Source organism: Streptomyces galbus (assembly GCF_005280195.1).
In the GTDB taxonomy this organism is placed as follows: Bacteria; Actinomycetota; Actinomycetes; order Streptomycetales; family Streptomycetaceae; genus Streptomyces; species Streptomyces galbus.
In genome coordinates, this window is record NZ_SZPR01000026.1 from 38,179 (window position 1) to 57,829 (window position 19,651).

Consider the following 19,651-nt stretch of genomic DNA (forward strand, 5'->3'; position numbering starts at 1 on the left):
CGGCCCCGCCGTCTACCCCGTCGACGAAAGGAGCGCACCATGCGCAAGGTCATCGTTTGCACGTTCCTCACGCTCGACGGCGTCATGCAGGCACCGGGCGGCCCGGACGAGGACGCCACCAGCGGCTTCGAGCACGGCGGCTGGCAGAAGCCGGTGTCCGACGACGAGGTCGGCAACGCCGTCGCCGGCTGGTACGAGCCCGCCGACGCGATGCTCCTGGGCCGTAAGACGTACGAGATCTTCGCGTCGTACTGGCCGACCGCCGACCCCGGCAACCCGTTCACCGAGCGGATGAACGCCCTGCGCAAGTACGTGGCGTCCCGGACCCTGACGTCCGTCGACTGGCAAAACTCCACCCTGCTGCAGGGCGACGTCGCCGACGCCGTCCGCGCGCTGAAGGAGACCGACGGCGGGGACATCAACGTCGTGGGCAGCGGCGACCTCGCCCAGACCCTGATGCGGCACGGCCTCGTCGACGAGTACCGGCTCACCATCCACCCGGTGATCATCGGCAGCGGCAAGCGGCTGTTCGCCGACGGGGCGATCCCCACCGCACTCGAGCCGGTCAGCGTCACGACCACGAAGACCGGCACCGTCCTCGGCGTCTACCGGCCGAGCGGCGAGCCGACGTACGACAGCTACTAGGGTCCGCCGACCTCTCATCGGAATTTCTTCCTGATCGTGAGTGAATCGGACGTATCAAGTCACTCGTCACCCAAGGTGCATGAACGGCATGCACCGGCGGTGAGGAGGGTGGCATGAGTCAGTCCGTACCGGAGAACAGCGGAAGGCTGCAGCAGGTCGGGGAGTCGGTCCGGGCGGAGACGACCGCCACGGCCGGCCAGACGCGCGAGGCCGCGGGCCAGGTCGCGACCACGGCCGCGCAGCAGGCGAAGACCGTGGCCGACGAGGTACGGCACCAGGCCGGGTCGGTCGTGGGCGACCTGCGGGGCCGGGTCATGGACGAGGCCGAGGGGCAGACCAAACGGGCCGCCGGGGTGCTCCGGCAGTGGGCCCAGGACCTGGCGGACCTGGCGGACGGCGCACCGGGGGACACCCCCGCCCGCAGCCTCACCGCGCAGCTCGCCGACCGCGGGCACCGCGCGGCGGACTACGTCGACCGGCACGGCGTCGAGGGCATCGTCGGAGACGTCCAGCGCTTCGCGCGACGCCGTCCCGGGCTGTTCCTGGGCGGCGCGCTGGTGGCGGGGCTGGTCGCCGGGCGTCTGGGGAAGTCGGCGGGCCGGGCCGCGCAGTCGGCCGGCGCCGGCCAGGAGCGAGCCGCGGCAGCCGTGGAGCCCCCGGGCCCGGTCGGGCCGGAGGTACCGGCGCCCGCCCCGGGCTCGGGGCAGTGGACGCCGGCCCAGCCGGCCGAGCCCTCTCCCCCGCCGGCGGTCCCGCCCGTCCCCACGGCACCGCCGCCCGTCCCGCCCGCGGCCGCCGGCCCCGGTGACCTGACGCCTCCGCACCCGGGGGTGTGACATGGCGTCGTCCCCCCGGCCGGACCGCGCGGACCCCTACGGCGAGGAGCCCTCGGTGGGTGTCCTGCTGTCGCGGGTGACCTCGGACGTCCAGACCCTGTTCCGCCAGGAGGTGGAACTCGCCAAGGCCGAGGTCAAGGAGGAGGCCACCAAGGCGGGCAAGGCGGCGGGCATGTACGGGGGCGCCGGCTTCGCCGGCTACATGGTCCTGCTGTTCCTGTCCCTCGCCGCCGTCCTGGGCCTGTCCAACGTGATGGACGGCGGCTGGGCGGCCCTGATCGTCACCGCCGTCTGGGCGGTGGTCGCGGGCGTGCTCTACGCACAGGGCCGCTCCCGGATGCGCACCGTCTCCCCCACACCGGAGCGAACCGTCGAGACCATGAAGGAGAACACCCGATGGGCACGTCACCCGACCAAATGAGGGCGGAGATCAACGCCACCCGTGACCGACTGTCCGACGACGTGAACCGGCTCGCCGACCACGCCAGCCCCCGGCACATCGTGCGCCGCCGTACCGAGCGCGTGCGCGGCACCTTCACCGGCTTCAAGGAGCAGATCATGGGTTCCGCCTCCGACACCGCGCACAGCGTCGCCGAAGGGGCTCGGTCGGCGGCCGGCTCCCTGCAGGGCGGCGCCGGTCAGGTGACCGGCGCGACGCGCGACACCGCCCAGCAGGCGGGTGAGATGCTCAGCCAGGCGCCCGAGCAGGCCCGGCGGCAGACACAGGGACATCCGCTGGCCGCCGGCCTGATCGCCTTCGGCGTCGGTGTCCTCGCCTCCTCCCTCCTGCCCACGACCGAGGCGGAGGAGCAGGCCGCCTCCGCGATCGTGGAACAGGGCAAGGAGAGCCTCGAACCGGTCAAGCAGGCCGCCCTCGACTCCGCGCAGCACCTGAAGGAGCACGCCAGGGACGCGGCCCAGTCCGCGGCCGACGAGGTCAAGGGCACCGCACAGGAGGCCCTGCAGACCACCCAGGAGGAGGCCCGCGACCAGGCCGGCACGGTCGCCGGCCAGGCCCGCGACTCCGCGCAGCAGGTCACGGAGAACACCAGGCAGCAGTGAGGCGCGCGGCGGGTCGCCCGCCGGTGCCGCCGGGGCCTGTCGTCCGGGTCACTCCGCCACGCCGGAATGACCCGGACGACGGGCCCCGGGCCGCCCCCGCCGGTGCGGTCTACTCCGTCCGCAGCCACACCGCCGTCTCCCGCGGGAGACTGCCCTCCGCCGTCAGGGGGCCGCTGGCCAGCAGGACGTGCGCGTGCGACGGCAGGTCGACCGGGGCGGCGGACAGGTTGACCACGCAGAGCAGACCGGCCGGGCGGGTGAAGGCCAGCACGTCCGTCGGGGCGTCGAGCCAGGTCAAGGGGCCGTCGCCGAAGCCCGGCTCGGCGCGGCGCAGGGCGAGGGCCGTGCGGTAGAGCGAGAGCATCGAGTCCGGGTCCTGGCCCTGCCGGTCGACCGCGTAGGCGGCCCAGCCCTCGGGCTGCGGCAGCCAGGGCTCCTCGCGAGAGCCGAAGCCGGCGTGGGGGGCGTCGGCCTCCCACGGCAGCGGGATGCGGCAGCCGTCGCGGCCCGGGTCGGTGCCCCCGGAGCGGAAGTGCATGGGGTCCTGGATGCGGTCGAGCGGCACCTCGGCCTCGGGCAGCCCCAGTTCCTCGCCCTGGTAGAGGTAGACGGAGCCGGGCAGGGCCAGGGTCAGCAGCGCGGCGGCCCGGGCCCGCCGGGTGCCCAGCTCCAGGTCGGTGGGCGTGCCGAACGCCTTCGTGGCGAAGTCGAACGCGGTGTCCTCGCGCCCGTAGCGGGTGACCGTGCGGGTCACGTCGTGGTTGCACAGGACCCAGGTGGCGGGGGCGCCCACGGGCGCGTGCTCGGCGAGGGTGTCGTCGATCGCGCGCCGCAGCCGGCCCGCGTCCCAGGGGCACGTCAGGAACGTGAAGTTGAAGGCGGTGTGCAGTTCGTCGGGGCGCAGGTAGCGGGCGAAGCGCTCGGCGTCCGGGAGCCAGACCTCGCCGACGAACACGGCGCCGTACTCGTCGGCGATCGCGCGCCAGGAGCGGTAGATGTCGTGCAGCCCGTCCTGGTCGATGTACGGGTGCGGGTCGACGCCCTCGGTGAAGTCGGCGAGCGCCGGGTCCTTCACGAGCAGCGCCGCGGAGTCGATGCGCACCCCCGCCACCCCGCGTTCGAACCAGAACCTGAGGATGTCCTCGTGCTCCCGGCGCACGGCCGGGTGGGCCCAGTTGAGGTCCGGCTGCTCGGGCGTGAACAGGTGCAGGTACCACTCGCCGTCGGGGACGCGGGTCCAGGTGGGCCCGGCGAACTGCGACGGCCAGTCGTTGGGCGGGAGTTCGCCGTCGGGGCCGCGGCCGGGCCGGAAGTGGAACAGCTCCCGCTCCGGGCTGCCGGGTCCCGCCTCCAGTGCGGCGCGGAACCAGGCGTGCTGGTCGGAGACGTGGTTGGGGACGATGTCGACGATCACCCGGATGCCCATCTCCGCGGCCTGGGCGATCAGTTTCTCCGCCTCCTGCAGGGTGCCGAAGGCCGGGTCGACGGCGCGGTAGTCGGCGACGTCGTACCCGCCGTCGACCATCGGTGAGGCGTACCACGGGGTGAACCAGACGGCGTCCACGCCGAGTTCGGCGAGGTGGGACAGTCTCGCCCGGGCGCCCGCGAGGTCCCCGGTGCCGTCGCCGTCACCGTCGGCGAAGCTGCGCGGGTAGATCTGGTAGATGACGGCGTCTCGCCACCAGGCGTCGGTGCGGGGCGGGTGAGGGGCTGCCACGTGAAACGGTCCTTTCGGGCAGGGGTGGTGCTTCGCCGCCGGCCCGGAGGCTGCGGGGCGTCGGACGGACCGGCGGCGAAGGCAGGGGTGGGGTGCGCGGTACGGGGCCTCTGTGGCGGACGTCAGCCCTTGAGGCCGCCCGCGGTGAGCCCGCTCATGATGTTGCGCTGGAACACCAGGAACAGCAGCAGCGTCGGGATCGAGGCGATGGTGAGCGCCGCGATGAGGACGTTCACGGGCAGGCCGTTGGACAGTGAGTAGATGCCGACGTTGAGGGTCTGCTTGGAGGGGTCGGGCAGGGTCAGCATCGGCCAGAGGAAGTCCTTCCAGATGCCCACGACCGCGAAGATCGACACCACCCCGAGGACGGGCCGTGAGATGGGCAGCACGACGGACCACAGCACGCGCGTCGGGGACGCGCCGTCCATGGCGGCCGCGTCGAGCAGTTCCTGCGGGATGGAGTCGAAGAACCGCTTCAGCAGGAAGATGTTGAACGCGTTGGTGACGGACGGCAGCCAGATCGCCCACGGCGAGTTGAGCAGGTTGCGCTGCACGATCGGCACGTCGAGCACGGTCAGGTACTGCGGCACGACCAGCACCGTCGCCGGGATCATCAGCGTGGCGAGCATCATCCCGAGGATCGCCTTGCCGAACACGGGCCGCAGCCGGGACAGCGAGTAGGCGGCGGCGACGTCCAGCACGAGCTGGAAGGCGAGCGCGCCGAAGGCGTAGTACAGGGTGTTGAGCAGCAGCGTGGAGAGGTCCATGACCTCCCAGGCGTGCGAGTAGTTGCCCGGGGTGAACGACTTCGGCACCCAGGTCGGGGGTGTCTGGACCACCTCTTGGCTGTCCTTGAAGCCGCTGGAGATCATCCAGTACAGGGGGCCCAGGAAGACCAGCGTGAAGCCGGTGACGACCACCGCGAACACCGTCCAGTAGACGATCTTCCCGCGGGGTCTGGCGAGCTGGGCCGGTGAGATGAGGGTGCGTGTGGACATGGCGGTCTCCCCCGGGTCACTCGTCGTCGGCGCGGCTGAGCCTGGCGTACGCCCCCGAGAAACCGGCGAGCAGGACGAGCAGGAGCAGGCCGAGCGCGGCCGCGGCGCCGTAGTTGTTGAAGTTGAAGGCGTACTGGTAGATGAGGTAGACGACCGTGGTGGTCGAGCCCTCGGGGCCGGCGCCGCCGGTCAGCAGGAACGGCTCGACGAAGACCTGCATGGTGGCGATGACCTGCATGAGCAGCATCAGGGACAGGATCAGCCGGGTCTGCGGGATGGTGACGTACCAGATCTTGCGCAGCAGGCCGGCGCCGTCGAGTTCGGCCGCCTCGTACAGCTCGCCCGGGATGTTCTGCAGCGCGGCCAGGTAGATCAGCGCGGCGCCGCCCATGTTCATCCAGGTCGCGGCGATCACGACGGACAGCATGGAGAGGTCCGCGTCCTGCAGCCACTGCTGCTCGGGCAGGTGCAGGAACCGCAGCACCTCGTTGAGCAGGCCGTAGCCGGGGTCGTAGAGGTACTTGAAGAGCAGCACCGAGGCGACCGGGGGCAGCATCACCGGCAGGTAGACGAGCAGCCGCAGGTATGCCTGGCCGTGGCGGAACTCGTTGATGACGAGGGCGGCGACGAACGGCACCGCGAACCCGAGGAGCAGGGCCAGCACGGTGAACAGCGCGGTGTTGCGCCACGCCTGCCAGAACGCCGGGTCGTTGACGACCGTGGTGAGGTTGTCCAGGCCGACCCAGCGGGTGTGGCCCGACTCGGTCTTCTGGAAGGCGAGGCCGAACTCGCGGACCATCGGGTACCAGGAGAACACCGCGAAGCACACCAGGGCGCCGATGAGGAAGGCGTGCGCGGTGAGGTTGCGGCGCAGGCTCCTGGCGAACCGGCCCCGGGCGGGCGGGGGGCCCGCCGGGCGGGGCAGGGTGCGGCGGGCCGCGTCGGTCGTGCTCGGGGTCAGGCTGGGGGCCGACATCGTCGCTCCTCGGGGCGTGCTGGTCGGGCGGGGCGGACCGCTCGGGGCCCGCCCGCGCCGGGGGCGGTCACTGGTTGGCGAGGACCTGGTCGACCTGTGACTCGGCCGTGGACAGCAGCTTGTCGATGTCGGCGTCCTTGTCGGTGAGGATGCCGGACATGACGTTGTCGAGGACCTTGTAGATCTCCTGGGCCTTCGGCGGCTCCGCCTTGCCGGCCACCGGGTTGTCCATGAACGTCTTGAAGTTGGCGACCGGCATGGTGGCGTTGGCCGCCCGGGCGGCGTCGTCCTTCTTCTTCGACTCCCCCAGCCAGAAGTTGGGCTGCGGGACGCCGACGGGCAGCTTGTCCGCCTTGGTGCGGGCCCAGTCGAACTGGCCCTTGCCGACGGTGAGGTTCTTGTAGTTGAGCCAGGCGATCGCGGCCTTGATCTTGTCGCCGGAGATGCCCTTCTTGATCATGTAGTTGTTGCCGCCGGCCAGCGTGTTCTTGCCGCCCGGGATCGGGCCCATGCCGAAGTTCTCGTACGTGGCGCCCAATTGCTGGACCATGTAGGCGATGTCGTCGGGGGCGGCGAGGAACATGCCGAGCTTGTCGGTGGCGATCTGCTTCTGCAGGTCGCCCCACTTCAGGAGCTGGGTCTTGCCCATGCTGTCGTCCTCCCAGCGCATGGCGTGGAGGTTGTGCGCGACCTGCTTGCCGATGTCGTTGTTGAAGGCGGCCTTCTTGCCGCTGGAGTCCACGACGTCGCCGCCGAGGCTGTACACCGCCGCCGTGAAGTGCCAGCCGCCCGTGTTGGCCGCGCTGTAGTCGCCGTAGCCGGCGATGCCCTTGCCGAGCCCGGCTATCTTCTTGGCCGCGCTGCGCACGTCCTCCCAGGTGCGCGGCGGGTTGTCGGGGTCGAGGCCGGCCTGCCGGAACAGCTTGCGGTTGATGAGCAGGCCCATGGTGTAGTTGCTGGTGGGCAGGCCGTACAGCTTGCCGTCGTGCTTGAGCGAGCCCAGCACGTTGGGGTCGATGTCCTTGAGCGCGGGCACCGTCTTGTCGGTGACGTAGGCGGTGATGTCCTCGGCGCCGTCGTTGTCGAGCACCTGCGGCAGGTCGGTGAAGTACGTGTAGAACACGTCCGGCTGCGACTTGGCCTTGAGCATCGCGGTGAAGCGCGGCGGCTCCAGGCACTGGCCGGGCGTGGAGCGGCCCTCGATCGTGACGTTCGGGTAGGTCTTGTTGAACGCCGCGACGTCCTCCTTCCATTCCCTCAGCTCGGCCGCCTTCGCCGCCGGCGGCATGCAGTCGATGGTGATCGTCACCTTGGTCTTCGGGTCCAGCGGCGCGGCCGGGTCCGAGGACCCGCTGCCGGAGTTGCCGCTGTCGTCGCTGCTGCTGCTCGTGCCGCAGGCGGCCAGAGCGCTGAGCGCGAGGGCGGAGACGACGACGACCGCGCCGGTGCGGCGGGTACGGCGGAGCCGGGCTGTTCTCATGGGTGGTTCCCCTTCGGCAGGAACGATGAGGTGGCCCCGTCGCCGATGCGTGGTGGGGCGTCGCACACTCAACCACCGCCAGCAAAGGAGCGCAATATCTCGCGCAGATTTCGTAATTCCTCGACAGAACAGGGAAGAGAGGCTCCGCAGGGGCGCCTGCGCACCGGCACACGCGGACGGGCCGGCGCAAGCCCCCACGGAGCTCGCACCGGCCCTCCGGCGTACGCGGCGGCGCCTGCGCGGCGCCCGCCGTCACGGATTGATGTTGATCTTGAAGGTGGAGGTGGTGTTGCGGACGTCGACGGCGTTGTTGCTCATCTCCAGCCCGTTGAACGTCACTTCGCCGACCGCGGGGCCCTGCCCCGGCTCGGGCATCTCGTTGGCCCACAGGCCGAAGCCGGACTTGGCGTCGAAGACGTCGCCGCTCTTGTGGGCACCTGTGACGGAGATGTCCGTGAAGACGGTGTCCTTGATCGGGTTGACCGGTTGGCCGTTGAGGTACTGCGTCTGGAACATGATCCCGCTGTAGGTGGGATCGACGATGTCGACGTGGTTCACCCGGATCCCCTGGAACACCTTCGAGGCCGAGAACAGCCAGATGCCCGGGAAGGTCTGCTGGCCCCAGAAGTGGCCGCCGGCCCGCACCACGGAGATGTTCTCGAAGGTCGTCGGGTCGGTCCCGAAGCCGTTCATCGGATAGCCGAAGTCCAGCGAGGAGATGGTGATCCCGGAGTAGACCAGCGTGTCCGCGATGTGGATGTTGCGGAAGGTGTTGTGGTACCCGCCGTACACGGCCACGCCCGCGGCACGCCAGGTCAGCGTGGTGGTCAGGTTCTCGAAGACGTTGTTCTTCTCGTCCGCGCCGCCCGCGTCGATCGCCGAGAACAGCGCGAAGCTGTCGTCGCCGGTGGCGCGCGCGTCGTTGTTGGTGACGAGGTTGTCGGTGGAACCGTTGGTCATGTTGACGCCGTCGGCGAACAGGTCCCGGATCCGGGAGTTCTTGATGGTCATCCGGTCGGTGTTGGCGCCCCAGTACAGGCACACCGTGTGCTCGTTCCAGACGTCGTCGATGACGATGTCCGACACGTTGGAGAAGTCGAACACCTTCCCCGGTCCGTCGATGCGCGAGGTGTAGTTGCCGAAGTAGGCGAAGCCCTTGAACACCGACCCCTTGGCCGACGCCTCCGCGCGGAAGCCGATGTCCGTGTTCTCCTGCGACGCCGGGGCGTGGAAGGTGGTGAACCAGGGGCCGGCGCCGACCACCTGCACCGCCTTGCCGTACACCTGGAACTTGCTCGACGTCTCGTAGTCGCCGGGCGGCAGGTAGACGCCGACGAGCTTGCCCGTGGTGTCCATGCGCACCTTGTCCAGCGCGTCCTGCACCGCCTGGTGCGTGAAGCCGGTGGGCACCGTGTACGTGGCCGGGTCGGGGTTGGCGGCCGGGGTGGCCTGCTCCAGGTTGATGAAGTCGATGGCGTAGGTCGACGTGTTGGCGGCGTCCTTCTGCAGCCGGATCCGGCTGCCCTTGGGCACGGTCTCGCCGAGCAGGATGTGTGCCTCGTCGTAGATGTGCCGCGGGGCACCGGCGCTCGGCGAGTTGCCCGGTGAGGCCTCCGCCCCGTACAGCCAGGCGTACTTGGAGGTCAGCGGGAGGGCCTTCTTGAACACCCCGTCGACGTAGACGTCGATCGTCGAGTCGATGCCCCCGCCGCCCGGCGCGTCCGGGAGGGAGAAGCGGGTCACCAGGGTGTTGGTCGCGGCGCGGGTGGTGAACTCCACGTACTCGCCGGTCGCGTCGAGGCTGACCGCCTTGCGGCCGGAGGCCTCGCCGGCGATGTCGCCGATGGTCCGGTTGGGGCCCACGACGGTGGCCCCGCCGCCGACCGTGCCGTCCTCCGCCTCGTACATGTCGTACGGCATGTGGGCGCCGCGGCCGACGAACAGCGGCTGAGCGGCGGTGTTGTTCTGCCGCTTGACCGGCAGCTCGTTGGGGTCGTCGGCGATCACCGTCCGCACCGTGTACGAGCCGTTGGCCGCGGTCCACGGGCCGAGTTCCACGTCCGTGGAGGCGCCCGCGGCCAGCGTGCCGCTGTACGCACCGCTCAGGGTCTTGGCCGTGCCGCCCTGGGCGTCGGTGAGGGTGAGCGTGACGCCGTGACTGCCCGCGGCGCTGGCCTTGTTGCCCTGGTTCTTCAGCGAGACCCGGAAGGTGACGGTGTCCCCGGCCGCCGGGCTGGACGGCGTGGTGGTGACGGAGGACGCCACCAGGTCGGCGCTCTCGACCGGCTTGACCACCAGCGCGGTGGGGCTGGTGTAGGTGTTGTTGGTCTCGTTCTGCTCGATCACCGCGTCGGACTCGTCGGCGACGGCGCTGAGTGGGTAGGTGCCGGCCTCGCGCTGCCCGAGGGACGCGGTGACGGTGGTCTGCGCGCCCGCCGCCAGCGGGCCGACCTGTGCGGAGGCGACCTTGGTGCCGCCCAGCCGCACGGCGAGGGAGCTCGCCGGGGCGTCGGCCGGGCCGGAGTTGCGCACGGTGGCCGAGACGGTCAGGGCGTCCGACTCCACGGGCGCCGCGGGCGACACGCTCAGCCCGGTGACCTCCAGGTCGGGGTTGGGCGCCGGGACGCCGATCACCTGGAACTCGGCGAGCTGTCCGGCGGACGAACCGGAGTTGGCCGTGAACTTGAGCTGGACGTCGGCCACGCGGGCCGCCACGGGCACCGTGACGGTGTTGCCGTCGGCCGGGTCGAAGGTGTAGCTCTTCGCGGCGACCAGGGAGGTGAAGCCGTCCGCCTTCTGCTCCCGGCCGAGGACCTCGATGGTCTGGGTGCGCCGGGACCAGGCGGCGTCCGGGTTGAGCCTGAGCACCAGGTGGTCGAGGTCGGCGTTGGCGCCGAGCTTGACGGTGAGGGTGTTCGGGTAACTGCCGCCCGCGCCCTCCCAGTAGGTGCCGACGTTGTTGTCGTTGGCGTTCTCCGCGACGTAGGTGTACACCACGGAGGAGGCACTGATCGGCTTGCCGACGGCCAGGTCGGAGCCGCCACCGCCGGTGCCGTTGCGGGTGACGCCGTTGCTCGGCGCCGACTGGTTGCCGGTCGCGTCCCTCGCCCGCACCGTGTAGGTGACGGTGCTCGTCGTGGGCTGGGTGTCGGTGTAGGTGGTGACGTCGCCCGCGACCGTGGCCCGCAGGGCGTTGTTGGCGTAGATCTCGTACTTCGCCACGCCGACGTTGTCCGTGGAGGCGGTCCAGGTCAGCTTGATCTTCCCGGCGCCGGGCTCGGTGTACGCCAGGTTGCCGGGCGCGGTCGGCGCCTGGGTGTCGCCGGTGTCGCCCCTGCGGGTGACGGTGGTGCTGTCGGCGGACTGGTTGCCCGCCGCGTCCCTCGCCCGCACGTAGTAGGAGACGGTCTCGGCGGCGGGGCGGGTGTCGGTGTAGGCGGTGACGTCCCCGCCGACGCTGGTCAGCAGGGAGCCGTTCGCGTAGATGTCGTAGCCGGTCACCCCGATGTTGTCGGTGGCGGCGTTCCAGGTCAGCCGGATCTGGCCGGTGGCCGGCTCGGTCAGCGCGAGGTTCGCCGGGGCGCTGGGCGCCTGGGTGTCGCCGCCCTGCGGCCCGTAGATCTCCAGCTCGGAGATCTGGGCCGCGGGCTGGACCGTGTTGGCCGTGACCAGCACCCGCACGTAGCGGGTCGTGGTGGCGTCGAAGGAGATCGTGGCCGCGTTGCCGCTCGTCGGGTCGAAGCCGTACGCCTTTACCGCCGTGAGGTCGGTGAAGTCGCTGCCGTTGGTGCTGCCCTGGATCTTCAGCGTCTGGCTGCGGCTCTCCCAGGCGGCGGGCAGCCTCAGCACGATGCGGTCCACGCGCACGGAGGAGCCGAGGTCGGCCTGCAGCCACTGCGGCAGGGCGTTGTTGGAACTCTCCCAGTAGGTAGCCCGGTTGCCGTCGTTGGCGTTGCCCGCGGCGTAGACCTGTGTGGTGCTGCTCGCGGTCAGGGTGCGGCCGGCGGCGAGGTTGGCGGACGAGCCGGTGGCGGCGTGCACCTCCAGCTCGGAGAGCTGCGCCGCCCGCCAGCCGGTGTTGGCGGTGACGGCGATCCGCACGAACCGGGTCTGGGCGGCCGGGAAGGCGACCGTCACGGTGTTGGCTGAGGCGGGGCTGAAGGTGTACGTGGCGCTGGTCTTCAGGGTGCTGAAGCTGGTCCCGTCGGCGCTGCCCTGCACGGCGAGGGTCTGGTCGCGGCTCTCCCAGCCCGCGGGCAGCTTCAGGACGACCTCGTCGACGCGCTGGGTGGCGCCGAGGTCGGTCTGCACCCACTGCGGGAGCCCGGAGCCCGCGCTCTCCCAGTACGTGCCCTGGTTGCCGTCGGTGATGTTGGGGGCCGCGTAGCCGCTCTGGGCGCTGCTCGCCGACGCGGTGTCGCCGAGCGCGATGTTGGGGCCCCCGGCGGCGCGGGCGGCGAGCACTGGGCCGCCCAGGGCCAGGAGGCTGGTCACGATCACGGTGCTCAGGGCCCGTGATCTCCTTCGGTGGAATGTCATCGGTCCTCGATCTCTCTCCGCCGCTGCTGTCGACGGGGAGGCGCAGTTAGTTTTTTGCGCTGGCGGCTCAGAGAGTTGCAGAGGATCGTCCGATCGTCTACGGATCGGACAGCCTGTCTTGAGCGGCGCCCGCCGCCTGCGCGAGGAGCGGCAGGAGGGCGGACGGGCATGCCGGTGCGGCGGCCCGCCGGGGGCGGACCGCCGTACCGGTGCCGCGGTCCTCAGCCGCCGCGGTTGATGACGAACTGCGAGCCGGGCTCGACGACCACGTCCCCCTGGGCGGAGTTCGTGATGGTGACGCCGGTCAGCGTCGCGCTGCCGCGCGCCCCGCCCATGGCGAGGATCCCGGAACCGTTCAGGGACCTGTCGATGGTGACGCCCCGGATCTGCACGCCCGGGGTCGCGCCGCCGCCCGTCTTGAACTGGATGCCGTCGTAGGTGGAGTCGTGGATATCGGTGTCGCGGATCGTGACGCCCGGGATGTCCTGCCCCTGGGCGAACAGGGTGATGGCGCCGAACTCCTGCGCCTCGCCCCAGAAGGCGCCGCCCGTGCGGTACAGGCCGTTGTTCGCGATGAGCGTCTGGCCGGAGAAGGGCAGCGGGTCGTGGTCGGTGGCCAGCATGATGCCCGGGTAGTTCATGGTGTCGGAGACCAGGTTGTTCTCGACCGTGTTGCCGTGGCCGCCGTAGACGGCGATGCCGTTGGCCCGCCAGGGCAACTGGACGGTGTTGTTGCGGAAGTGGTTGTCGTGGCCGACGTCGACGGACGTGTCCTTCACGTACTTGTTGGCCCACACGGCGAGCGCGTCGTCGCCGGTGTTGCGGAACGAGGAGTTGTAGACGGTCGAGTTGCGGGTGCCGTTGGTGAAGTTGACACCGTCCGCGTACGTGTCGCGGATGCGGACACCGCTGAACTCCAGGCCGTCGCCGGGGCCCCACAGCTCGGGGATGTCGGAGTAGTCACGGCCGACCCAGGCGCCGACGTTGGCGTGCTCGATCCACACGTCGGTGATCCTGGTGTTCTTGCCGAAGCGGCCGTTGAGCGCGACCCCGCCCTCGGCTCCGCCGTCGCCGCCGCGGATGGTGCCGGACCCGAAGATCGCGATGTCGGAGATCCGGGTGTTGTCGTCGATGTCGAAGCCGAAGTTGCCCTCGTGCGGGTGGTTGATGCCGCCCGCGTCCTGGGGCGGGATCAGCGAGTAGAGCTGGGAGTGCCACATGCCGGCGCCGCGGACGGTGACGTCCCGGATGCCCACCTGGTTGTACTGGCCCCGGTCGAGCGGGTCGTCGGTGAGGATCTTCTTCTCCTGGCGCCACTGCCCGGCAGGGATCCAGACGCAGGGGATCTGCCCGTTCTGGTCCGCGGTGACGGCGCGTTGGAGGGCGTCGGAGTCGTCGACGCCGTCGTTGGGCACCGCGCCGTAGTCCGTGATGGAGGCGCACTCGGCGGGCTTGGCGGCCGGGGGCGCCACCTGTTCCAGGTCGACGAGGTCGATGACGTAGTACGCGGCGCCGTCACCGGCGTCCCGCTGGAGGCGGAACCGGGTGCCGGCCGGGTAGGTGTCGCTGAGCAGGGCGTGGGACTCGTCGAAGAGCCGCCGGGCGTCGCCGCCGGGCCGGTTGGTCAGGCCCTCCGGATCGTCGGTGGTGCCGTACAGCCAGCTGTGCTTGGACGACAGGGTCAGCTTGCGCACGAACGTCCCGTCCGCGTAGAGACTGAGGGTCGCCTCCTGTCCGCCGCCGCCCGGTGCGTCCGGGATCGAGTTGCGCACGACGACGGAGTTGGACGGGGTGGTGGACGTGAACTCGACGTACTGGCCGGTCGAGGTGAGCCGGACCGACCTGCGCCCGGAGGACTCGGTGGCGAAGTTCGTGTGCCCGAAGGTGCGCTTGGCGTCGGTGGTCAGCAGGGTGCCGTCGTAGCGGCCGTCCTCCGCCTCGTACTCCGTGTACGGCACGGCGGCGCCACGTCCGACGACGAGGGAGCGGGCGAAGGTGTTGTTGTCCTCGTTCGTCTCCTTGACCACGTCGGTGGCGTCGGCCGTGGCGGCGAGCGTCGCCCCGCCGTCGGTGGCCGTCCAGGTGCCGGGAACGGCCACGGTGACGGACCCGCCCGCCGCGACGGCGCCGGTGGTGCCGTCGAGCGTGGTGCCGCCGGCGGTGAGGCGGGTGACGGTGCCCGCCGGTGCGGTGGTGGTGCCGCGGTTGTGGACGGTGACGGTGAAGGACACCTTGGCACCCGCGGCCGGGGCGGTGGGGTCGGTGGCGATGCCCGTGACGGTCAGGTCGGGGCCCGGGCTCCGGTCGACGACCAGCTTCGTCGCCGCGGTCCGGCTGTTGTTGGTGTCGTCCTGCTCGGGGACGGTACCGCGGGGGTCCACCACCGCGGAGACGCCGTAGGAGCCGGCCGGCCGCTTGCCCACGGCCACCGCGACGGTCGTCGAGGCCCCGGCCGCGAGCGGGCCGACGGCGGCGGAACCGGCGACGGCGCCTTCGAGGCTGACGTCGACGGTGGTGGCGGGCGCGGGTGCGGAGCCGGCGTTGCGCACGGTGGCGTTCACCGTGACCGGGTCGGCCTCGGTGGGCGCGGCCGGCTTCCAGTCCAGGCCGGTGAGCGTGAGGTCCGGGTTGGGCGCCGCCGTGCCGACCACCTGCAACTCGGCGACCTGGCCGCCGGGGGCGCCGGTGTTGGAGAAGAAGGTGAGGCGGACGTCGGCGTAGCGGCCGGTGACGGCTACGGTGACGGAGTTCTGCCCGGCGGACGGGCTGAAGGCGTAGTCCGCGCGGGCCTTGAGCTGGACGAAGTCGGTCGCCGACTGTTCGCGTCCGAGCACCTGGAAGGACTGGGTGCGCGGTCCCCAGGCCGGGTCGGGGTCGAGCTTGACCACGACGGCCTGGAGGTCGGCGTTCGCGCCGAGCTTCACCGTCAGGCTGGACGGGAATCCCGACGACTCCCAGTAGGTGCCGGCGGTGTCGTCGACGGCGTTGGCCGCGACGTAGGTCTGGGTGGTCGAGGTCGCCTCGACCGGCTTGCCGCGCGCCAGGTTCGAGCCGGTGGCCGGCGGCGGATCGGTCGGGTCCTGCCCTTGCCCGTACACTTCCAGCTCGGCCAACTGGGCCGCGTTCCAGCCGCTGTTGGCGCTCACCTGCACGCGGACGTAGCGGGCGGTGGCGGCGCCGGTGTCGATGCCGACCGTGTTGGCCTGCGCAGGGGTGAAGGCGCGGGCGGCGGAGGCGGCGAGCGCGGTGAAGGCGCTGCCGTCGGTGCTGCCCAGCACGGCGAGCGTCTGGGTGCGCGCCTCCCAGGTGGCGGGCAGCTTCAGCACCACCCGGTCGACGCGGACAGCGCTGCCCAGGTCGACCTGCACCCAGGCGGGGAACGCCCCGGCGGGACCCTCCCAGTACGACTGCTGGGTGCCGTCGGTGACCTGGCCCGCCGGGTATCCGTCGTGCGCGCCGCTCGCGCCGGTCCGCTTGCCCAGGGCCAGGTTCACCTCGGCGGCCGCGCCGGCGGGAACGGCGTACGCGCCGGCGGGCAGCAGCGCGAGGGCGAGCAGTGCCGCGATCAGGGCGCCGACGGTCGTCCGCAGGCGCGCGTGTCTCCCTCTCATCATGGCCTCTCCGTGATCCGGCCGCGGTGCATGACCAGTGGTGGACTGCGACGCCTGAATGCGGTTTTGAGTTAATTCGTCAAATATTTGCGTCGCTGACGAGACAGGTTTCTAGCAGATGAAGACTTTGTCAACGGCCGTCACAGGACGGGCCGTTCAGGGCACGCAGCTCGCGGTCGCCGTGGACGGCCCCGGAGGGCGGCAGGCGGAAACGCAGCCGGCGCCGGCACCCGGGAGACGTTCCGGGTGCCGGCGCCGGCCGGTGCGACGGGGCGGGGTCAGCCCGCGGGAGCCTGCGCGGTCGAGCCGCGGACCACCAGTTCCGGCTCGAACAGCAGCTCGCCGGGGTGCGCCTGGGTGCCCTGGATCTGGGCGCACAGCAGCTCCACCACGGCCCGTCCCATCGCCTCGATGGGCTGGCGGACGGTCGACAGGGGCGGCTCGGTGCAGCTCATGAAGGCGGAGTCGTCGAAGCCGACGACCGAGACGTCACCCGGCACGGACAGCCCGCGGCGGCGCACCGCCCTGATGGCGCCCAGGGCCAGGGGGTCGCTCGCGCACACGATGCCGGTCACGCCCCGCTCCAGCAGGCGGGCGGCGGCCGCCTGTCCGCCTTCGAGCGAGAAGATCGAGCGGACCACGAACTCGTCCGGCAGCGCGCCCCCGGACGCCCGCGCCACGGCTTGGGCGGCCTGCAGCTTGCGGCCCGAGGGGACGTGGTCGACGGGACCGAGGACCAGGCCGATCCGCTCGTGCCCGAGCGAGGCCAGGTGGCGCCAGGCCTGCTCGACGGCGACCGCGTCGTCGCACGAGACGCACGGGAAGTCCAGCCCCTCGATGGAGGCGTTGATCAGGACGACCGGGATGTTGCGCTCGGCGAGCTGGCGGTAGTGCTCGTGCGGCGCGTCGGCCTGGGCGAACAGACCCCCGGCGAACACCACGCCGGATACCTGCTGCTGCAGCAGGAGTTCGACGTAGTCGGCCTCGGAGACCCCGCCCTGGGTCTGCGTGCACAGCACCGGCGTCAGGCCCTGCTGCGCCAGGGCGCCCCCGATGACCTCGGCGAACGCCGGGAAGATGGGGTTCTGCAGCTCCGGCAGCACCAGGCCGACCAGCCGGGCCCGCTCGCCGCGGAGCTGCGTCGGCCGCTCGTAGCCGAGGACGTCCAGCGCGGTGAGCACGGCCTGCCGTGTCGCCTCGGAGACACCGGGCTTCCCGTTGAGGACACGGCTCACCGTGGCCTCGCTGACCCCCACCTTCTTGGCCACCTGAGCAAGTCGTCGCGTCATGTCTGCAAGGCTAGCGCAAGAAGCGCAAACAGTTTACGTGTCCGTCGCGACTCCTGGGTCGCCGGAACGCAAGCGCGTTGCAAGGCGGGAGGCGGGCGCCGTGCCGCCGCCCGCGCCGTCCGCCCCCTGGGCGGTGATGGTCAGTGACGGCGCGTAGTGGGACCGTATGAGGGCACCGCGGCCGGGCCCGGAGCCCTCCGGTCCCCGCAGTCGTGGTGCGACGCCCGGGGAGGGACCCTGATGTTCTCGCCGTTACTCGTCCGTCCGCCGCGGGGCGTGGTGCGCCGCCGCCTCGCCGCCCTGGTGACAGCCGTGGCACTGCTGACCGCGGGGGTGGCCGGCCTCGCCACCGCCGACGCGGCCGTCCTGCCCGGCCCGTTCGCCTACGCCGCCGTCAGCGGCGCGGGCGCCGTCTCCGTGGTGGACGGCGGCAGCACCACCGTCACGTCCACCGTCCCGGTCGGCGGGGCGCCGAGCGGCGTGGCGGTCAGCCCGGACGGCAGCCGGGTGTACGTCACCGACTCCGGCAACGGCACCGTCTCGGTGATCAACAGCGCCACCCGGGCCGTGACCGCGACCGTCCCGGTCGGGGCCTCGCCCTACGCGGTGGCCGTCACCCCGGACGGCAGCCAGGTGTACGTGGCCAACTCGGGCGACAACACGGTCTCGGTCATCGACGCCGCCACCCGCACCGTCACCGCCACCGTCGGCGTGGGCGTACACCCCGTCGGCGTGGCCGTCGACCCGTCCGGAACCCAGGTCTACGTCACCAACGACAGCGACACCAACACTCTGTGGGTGATCAGCACCGCCACCCGCGCCGTCACCGGAACGGTGCCGCTCCCCGCCCACGCGTACGGGGTGGCGTTCGCGCCGGACGGCACGCGCGCCTACGTCGCCCTGGTCAACGGCCGTTCCCTCGCCGTGGTCGACACCGCCACCCGTACGGTGACCTCCACCGTGCCCACCGGCATCGCCCCGCACGGGGTGGCCGTCTCCCCCGACGGCTCGCTCGTCTACGTCGCCAACCACGACGGCAACAGCGTCTCGGTCGTCGACGCCGCCACCCGCACCACCACCGCCACCGTCCCGGCCGGTTCGGGCCCCGAGGCCGTCGCCTTCCACCCCTCCGGCACCCGGGCGTACGTCACCGACGGCAACGCCGGCACGGTGACGGTGCTCGACACGGCCACCGCCACCGTAGCCTCGACCCTCGCCGTCGGCAGCCGTCCGGCCGGCATCGCCTTCGCCCCGCCCACCGCGGACCTGGGCGTGGCCCTTACGGCGACCGGCGTCCCCGGGCTGCCGGCCGGCCGCATCACCTACACGCTGACCGTCACCGACAACGGTCCCTCGCCGCTGACGTCGGGCACCGTCACCGCCACCCTGTCCACCGGCACGACCGCCACCGCCGGCAGCTCCTGCACGGCCGCCGGCAACCGCGTCACCTGCACCGTCGGGGCCCTGGCGCCCGGCGCCACCGCCACGCGCACCTTCACGGTGCCGATGGGCACCCTCACCGTGGGCCTGCCCTACACCGTCACCGCACAGCGCACCGCGAGCGCCCCCGCCGACCCCGGCCCCGCCGACGACACCGCCTCGCGCACCTGCACCGTGATCACGTCGCTGATCATCGACTGCGGCTGACACCCGCCCGCTTCACCCGGGCTGGAATACCTGGAAGACGTCCAGGCCCGGCTGGATGACGCCGCAACTGTTCTCCGGGACCTCCTTCCAGGCGCCCGGCAGGTCGCCCAGCGGCTCGGACACCACCAGCCGGGTGTCCTCCGAGACCTGCCGGAGGAAGTCGACGTCCGGATGCAGCGCCCGCAGGGCGTCCACCTCGGCGCTGACGAAGAGCGACCGGGAGGCGCGCTCGCTCGAGTAGCGGAAGACCCACAGGCGTTCGCCGTCGGCGACCGCGACGGTCATCTGCAGGGGGTGCCGGACACCGTGACGGTGTCCGGTCTCCTCCACGAGCCCGGCCATGCGGGCCACGGCGGCGGGCGGGTCCTCGTCGAGCCCGAAGGTGAGAGCGAGGTAGAACATCAGCTCCGAGTCGGTGGACCCCTCGATCTCGGCGTAGAGGGCGGGGTCGACCGCGAGCGCCAGGTCGCGCCGCAGACGGCCGTACTCGCTGATGGCGCCGTTGTGCATCCACAGCCAGCGGTCCTTGCGGAACGGATGGCAGTTGGTCTGCTGCACCGCCGTTCCGGTCGTGGCCCTGATGTGGGCGAAGAACATGCCGGAGCGGACGTGGTGCGCCACGTCGTGGAGGTTGCGGTCGTTCCACGCCGGGCCGGTGTCGCGCAGCACGGCGGGGGTGTCCACGTCGGGCACGTACCAGCCGATCCCGAAGCCGTCGCCGTTGGTCGTCTCCACCCCGAGCCGGGAGTGCAGGCTCTGGTCGATCAGGCTGTGCCGGGTGTCGAACAGGACCCTGCTGAGGAAGATGGGCGTACCCGAGTAGGCGATCCAGCGGCACATGTCCGGGCCTC

Annotated in this window: 13 protein-coding genes; 5 read left to right on the forward strand and 8 right to left on the reverse strand. The window is 71.6% G+C overall.

Features of this window, described 5'->3' with window-relative positions; all coding sequences use genetic code 11:
* The first annotated feature begins 39 nt into the window (after positions 1-39).
* The 4 genes from E4U92_RS29185 to E4U92_RS29200 all read left to right on the forward strand — a co-directional run bounded on the left by E4U92_RS29185 (position 40) and on the right by E4U92_RS29200 (position 2,543).
* The gene (locus tag E4U92_RS29185) at positions 40-645 is read left to right on the forward strand and encodes a dihydrofolate reductase family protein (RefSeq protein WP_137303434.1); all 606 of its coding nucleotides are present in this window, start codon (positions 40-42) and stop codon (positions 643-645) included.
* Positions 646-758: 113 nt separating this feature from the next.
* A complete protein-coding gene (locus E4U92_RS29190) occupies positions 759-1,481 on the forward strand; it encodes a hypothetical protein (protein WP_137303435.1) in 723 nt (240 codons plus the stop codon).
* 1 nt (position 1,482) lies between these two features.
* Positions 1,483-1,902: a phage holin family protein gene (locus E4U92_RS29195; RefSeq protein ID WP_137303436.1), complete on the forward strand. Its 420-nt coding sequence runs from the start codon at positions 1,483-1,485 to the stop codon at positions 1,900-1,902.
* Positions 1,878-2,543 carry a DUF3618 domain-containing protein gene (locus E4U92_RS29200; protein WP_137303437.1) on the forward strand — a complete coding sequence of 222 codons (666 nt, stop codon included), beginning with the start codon at positions 1,878-1,880 and terminating at the stop codon, positions 2,541-2,543. Before E4U92_RS29195 ends, E4U92_RS29200 begins: the two co-directional genes overlap by 25 nt.
* A 109-nt stretch (positions 2,544-2,652) precedes the next feature.
* Here the strand turns inward: E4U92_RS29200 and E4U92_RS29205 are convergent, their stop codons facing one another.
* The 7 genes from E4U92_RS29205 to E4U92_RS29235 all read right to left on the reverse strand — a co-directional run bounded on the left by E4U92_RS29205 (position 2,653) and on the right by E4U92_RS29235 (position 17,153).
* On the reverse strand, positions 2,653-4,260 hold the full coding sequence (locus tag E4U92_RS29205; RefSeq protein WP_137303438.1) for a glycoside hydrolase family 13 protein: 1,608 nt from the start codon (positions 4,258-4,260) through the stop codon (positions 2,653-2,655).
* 122 nt (positions 4,261-4,382) lie between these two features.
* A complete protein-coding gene (locus E4U92_RS29210; protein ID WP_137303439.1) occupies positions 4,383-5,258 on the reverse strand; it encodes a carbohydrate ABC transporter permease in 876 nt (291 codons plus the stop codon).
* Between the two features lie 16 nt (positions 5,259-5,274).
* A complete protein-coding gene (locus E4U92_RS29215) occupies positions 5,275-6,234 on the reverse strand; it encodes a carbohydrate ABC transporter permease (protein WP_137303440.1) in 960 nt (319 codons plus the stop codon).
* A 67-nt stretch (positions 6,235-6,301) separates the two neighbouring features.
* The gene (locus E4U92_RS29220; RefSeq protein WP_137303441.1) at positions 6,302-7,714 is read right to left on the reverse strand and encodes an extracellular solute-binding protein; all 1,413 of its coding nucleotides are present in this window, start codon (positions 7,712-7,714) and stop codon (positions 6,302-6,304) included.
* A 252-nt stretch (positions 7,715-7,966) separates the two neighbouring features.
* Entirely contained in the window at positions 7,967-12,253 is a 4,287-nt protein-coding gene (locus E4U92_RS29225) for a discoidin domain-containing protein (RefSeq protein WP_137303442.1), read from the reverse strand.
* Between the two features lie 221 nt (positions 12,254-12,474).
* On the reverse strand, positions 12,475-15,864 hold the full coding sequence (locus E4U92_RS29230; RefSeq protein WP_137303486.1) for a CARDB domain-containing protein: 3,390 nt from the start codon (positions 15,862-15,864) through the stop codon (positions 12,475-12,477).
* 278 nt (positions 15,865-16,142) lie between these two features.
* Positions 16,143-17,153 carry a LacI family DNA-binding transcriptional regulator gene (locus E4U92_RS29235; protein WP_137303443.1) on the reverse strand — a complete coding sequence of 337 codons (1,011 nt, stop codon included), beginning with the start codon at positions 17,151-17,153 and terminating at the stop codon, positions 16,143-16,145.
* A 240-nt stretch (positions 17,154-17,393) separates the two neighbouring features.
* Here E4U92_RS29235 and E4U92_RS29240 point away from each other — a divergent pair, with 240 nt between their 5' ends.
* Positions 17,394-18,800 carry a YVTN family beta-propeller repeat protein gene (locus E4U92_RS29240; protein ID WP_137303444.1) on the forward strand — a complete coding sequence of 469 codons (1,407 nt, stop codon included), beginning with the start codon at positions 17,394-17,396 and terminating at the stop codon, positions 18,798-18,800.
* A gap of 12 nt (positions 18,801-18,812) precedes the next feature.
* On the opposite strand, the gene E4U92_RS29245 is transcribed toward E4U92_RS29240, so the two are convergent.
* Positions 18,813-19,640: a class II glutamine amidotransferase gene (locus E4U92_RS29245; protein WP_137303445.1), complete on the reverse strand. Its 828-nt coding sequence runs from the start codon at positions 19,638-19,640 to the stop codon at positions 18,813-18,815.
* Between the last annotated feature and the right edge of the window lie 11 nt (positions 19,641-19,651).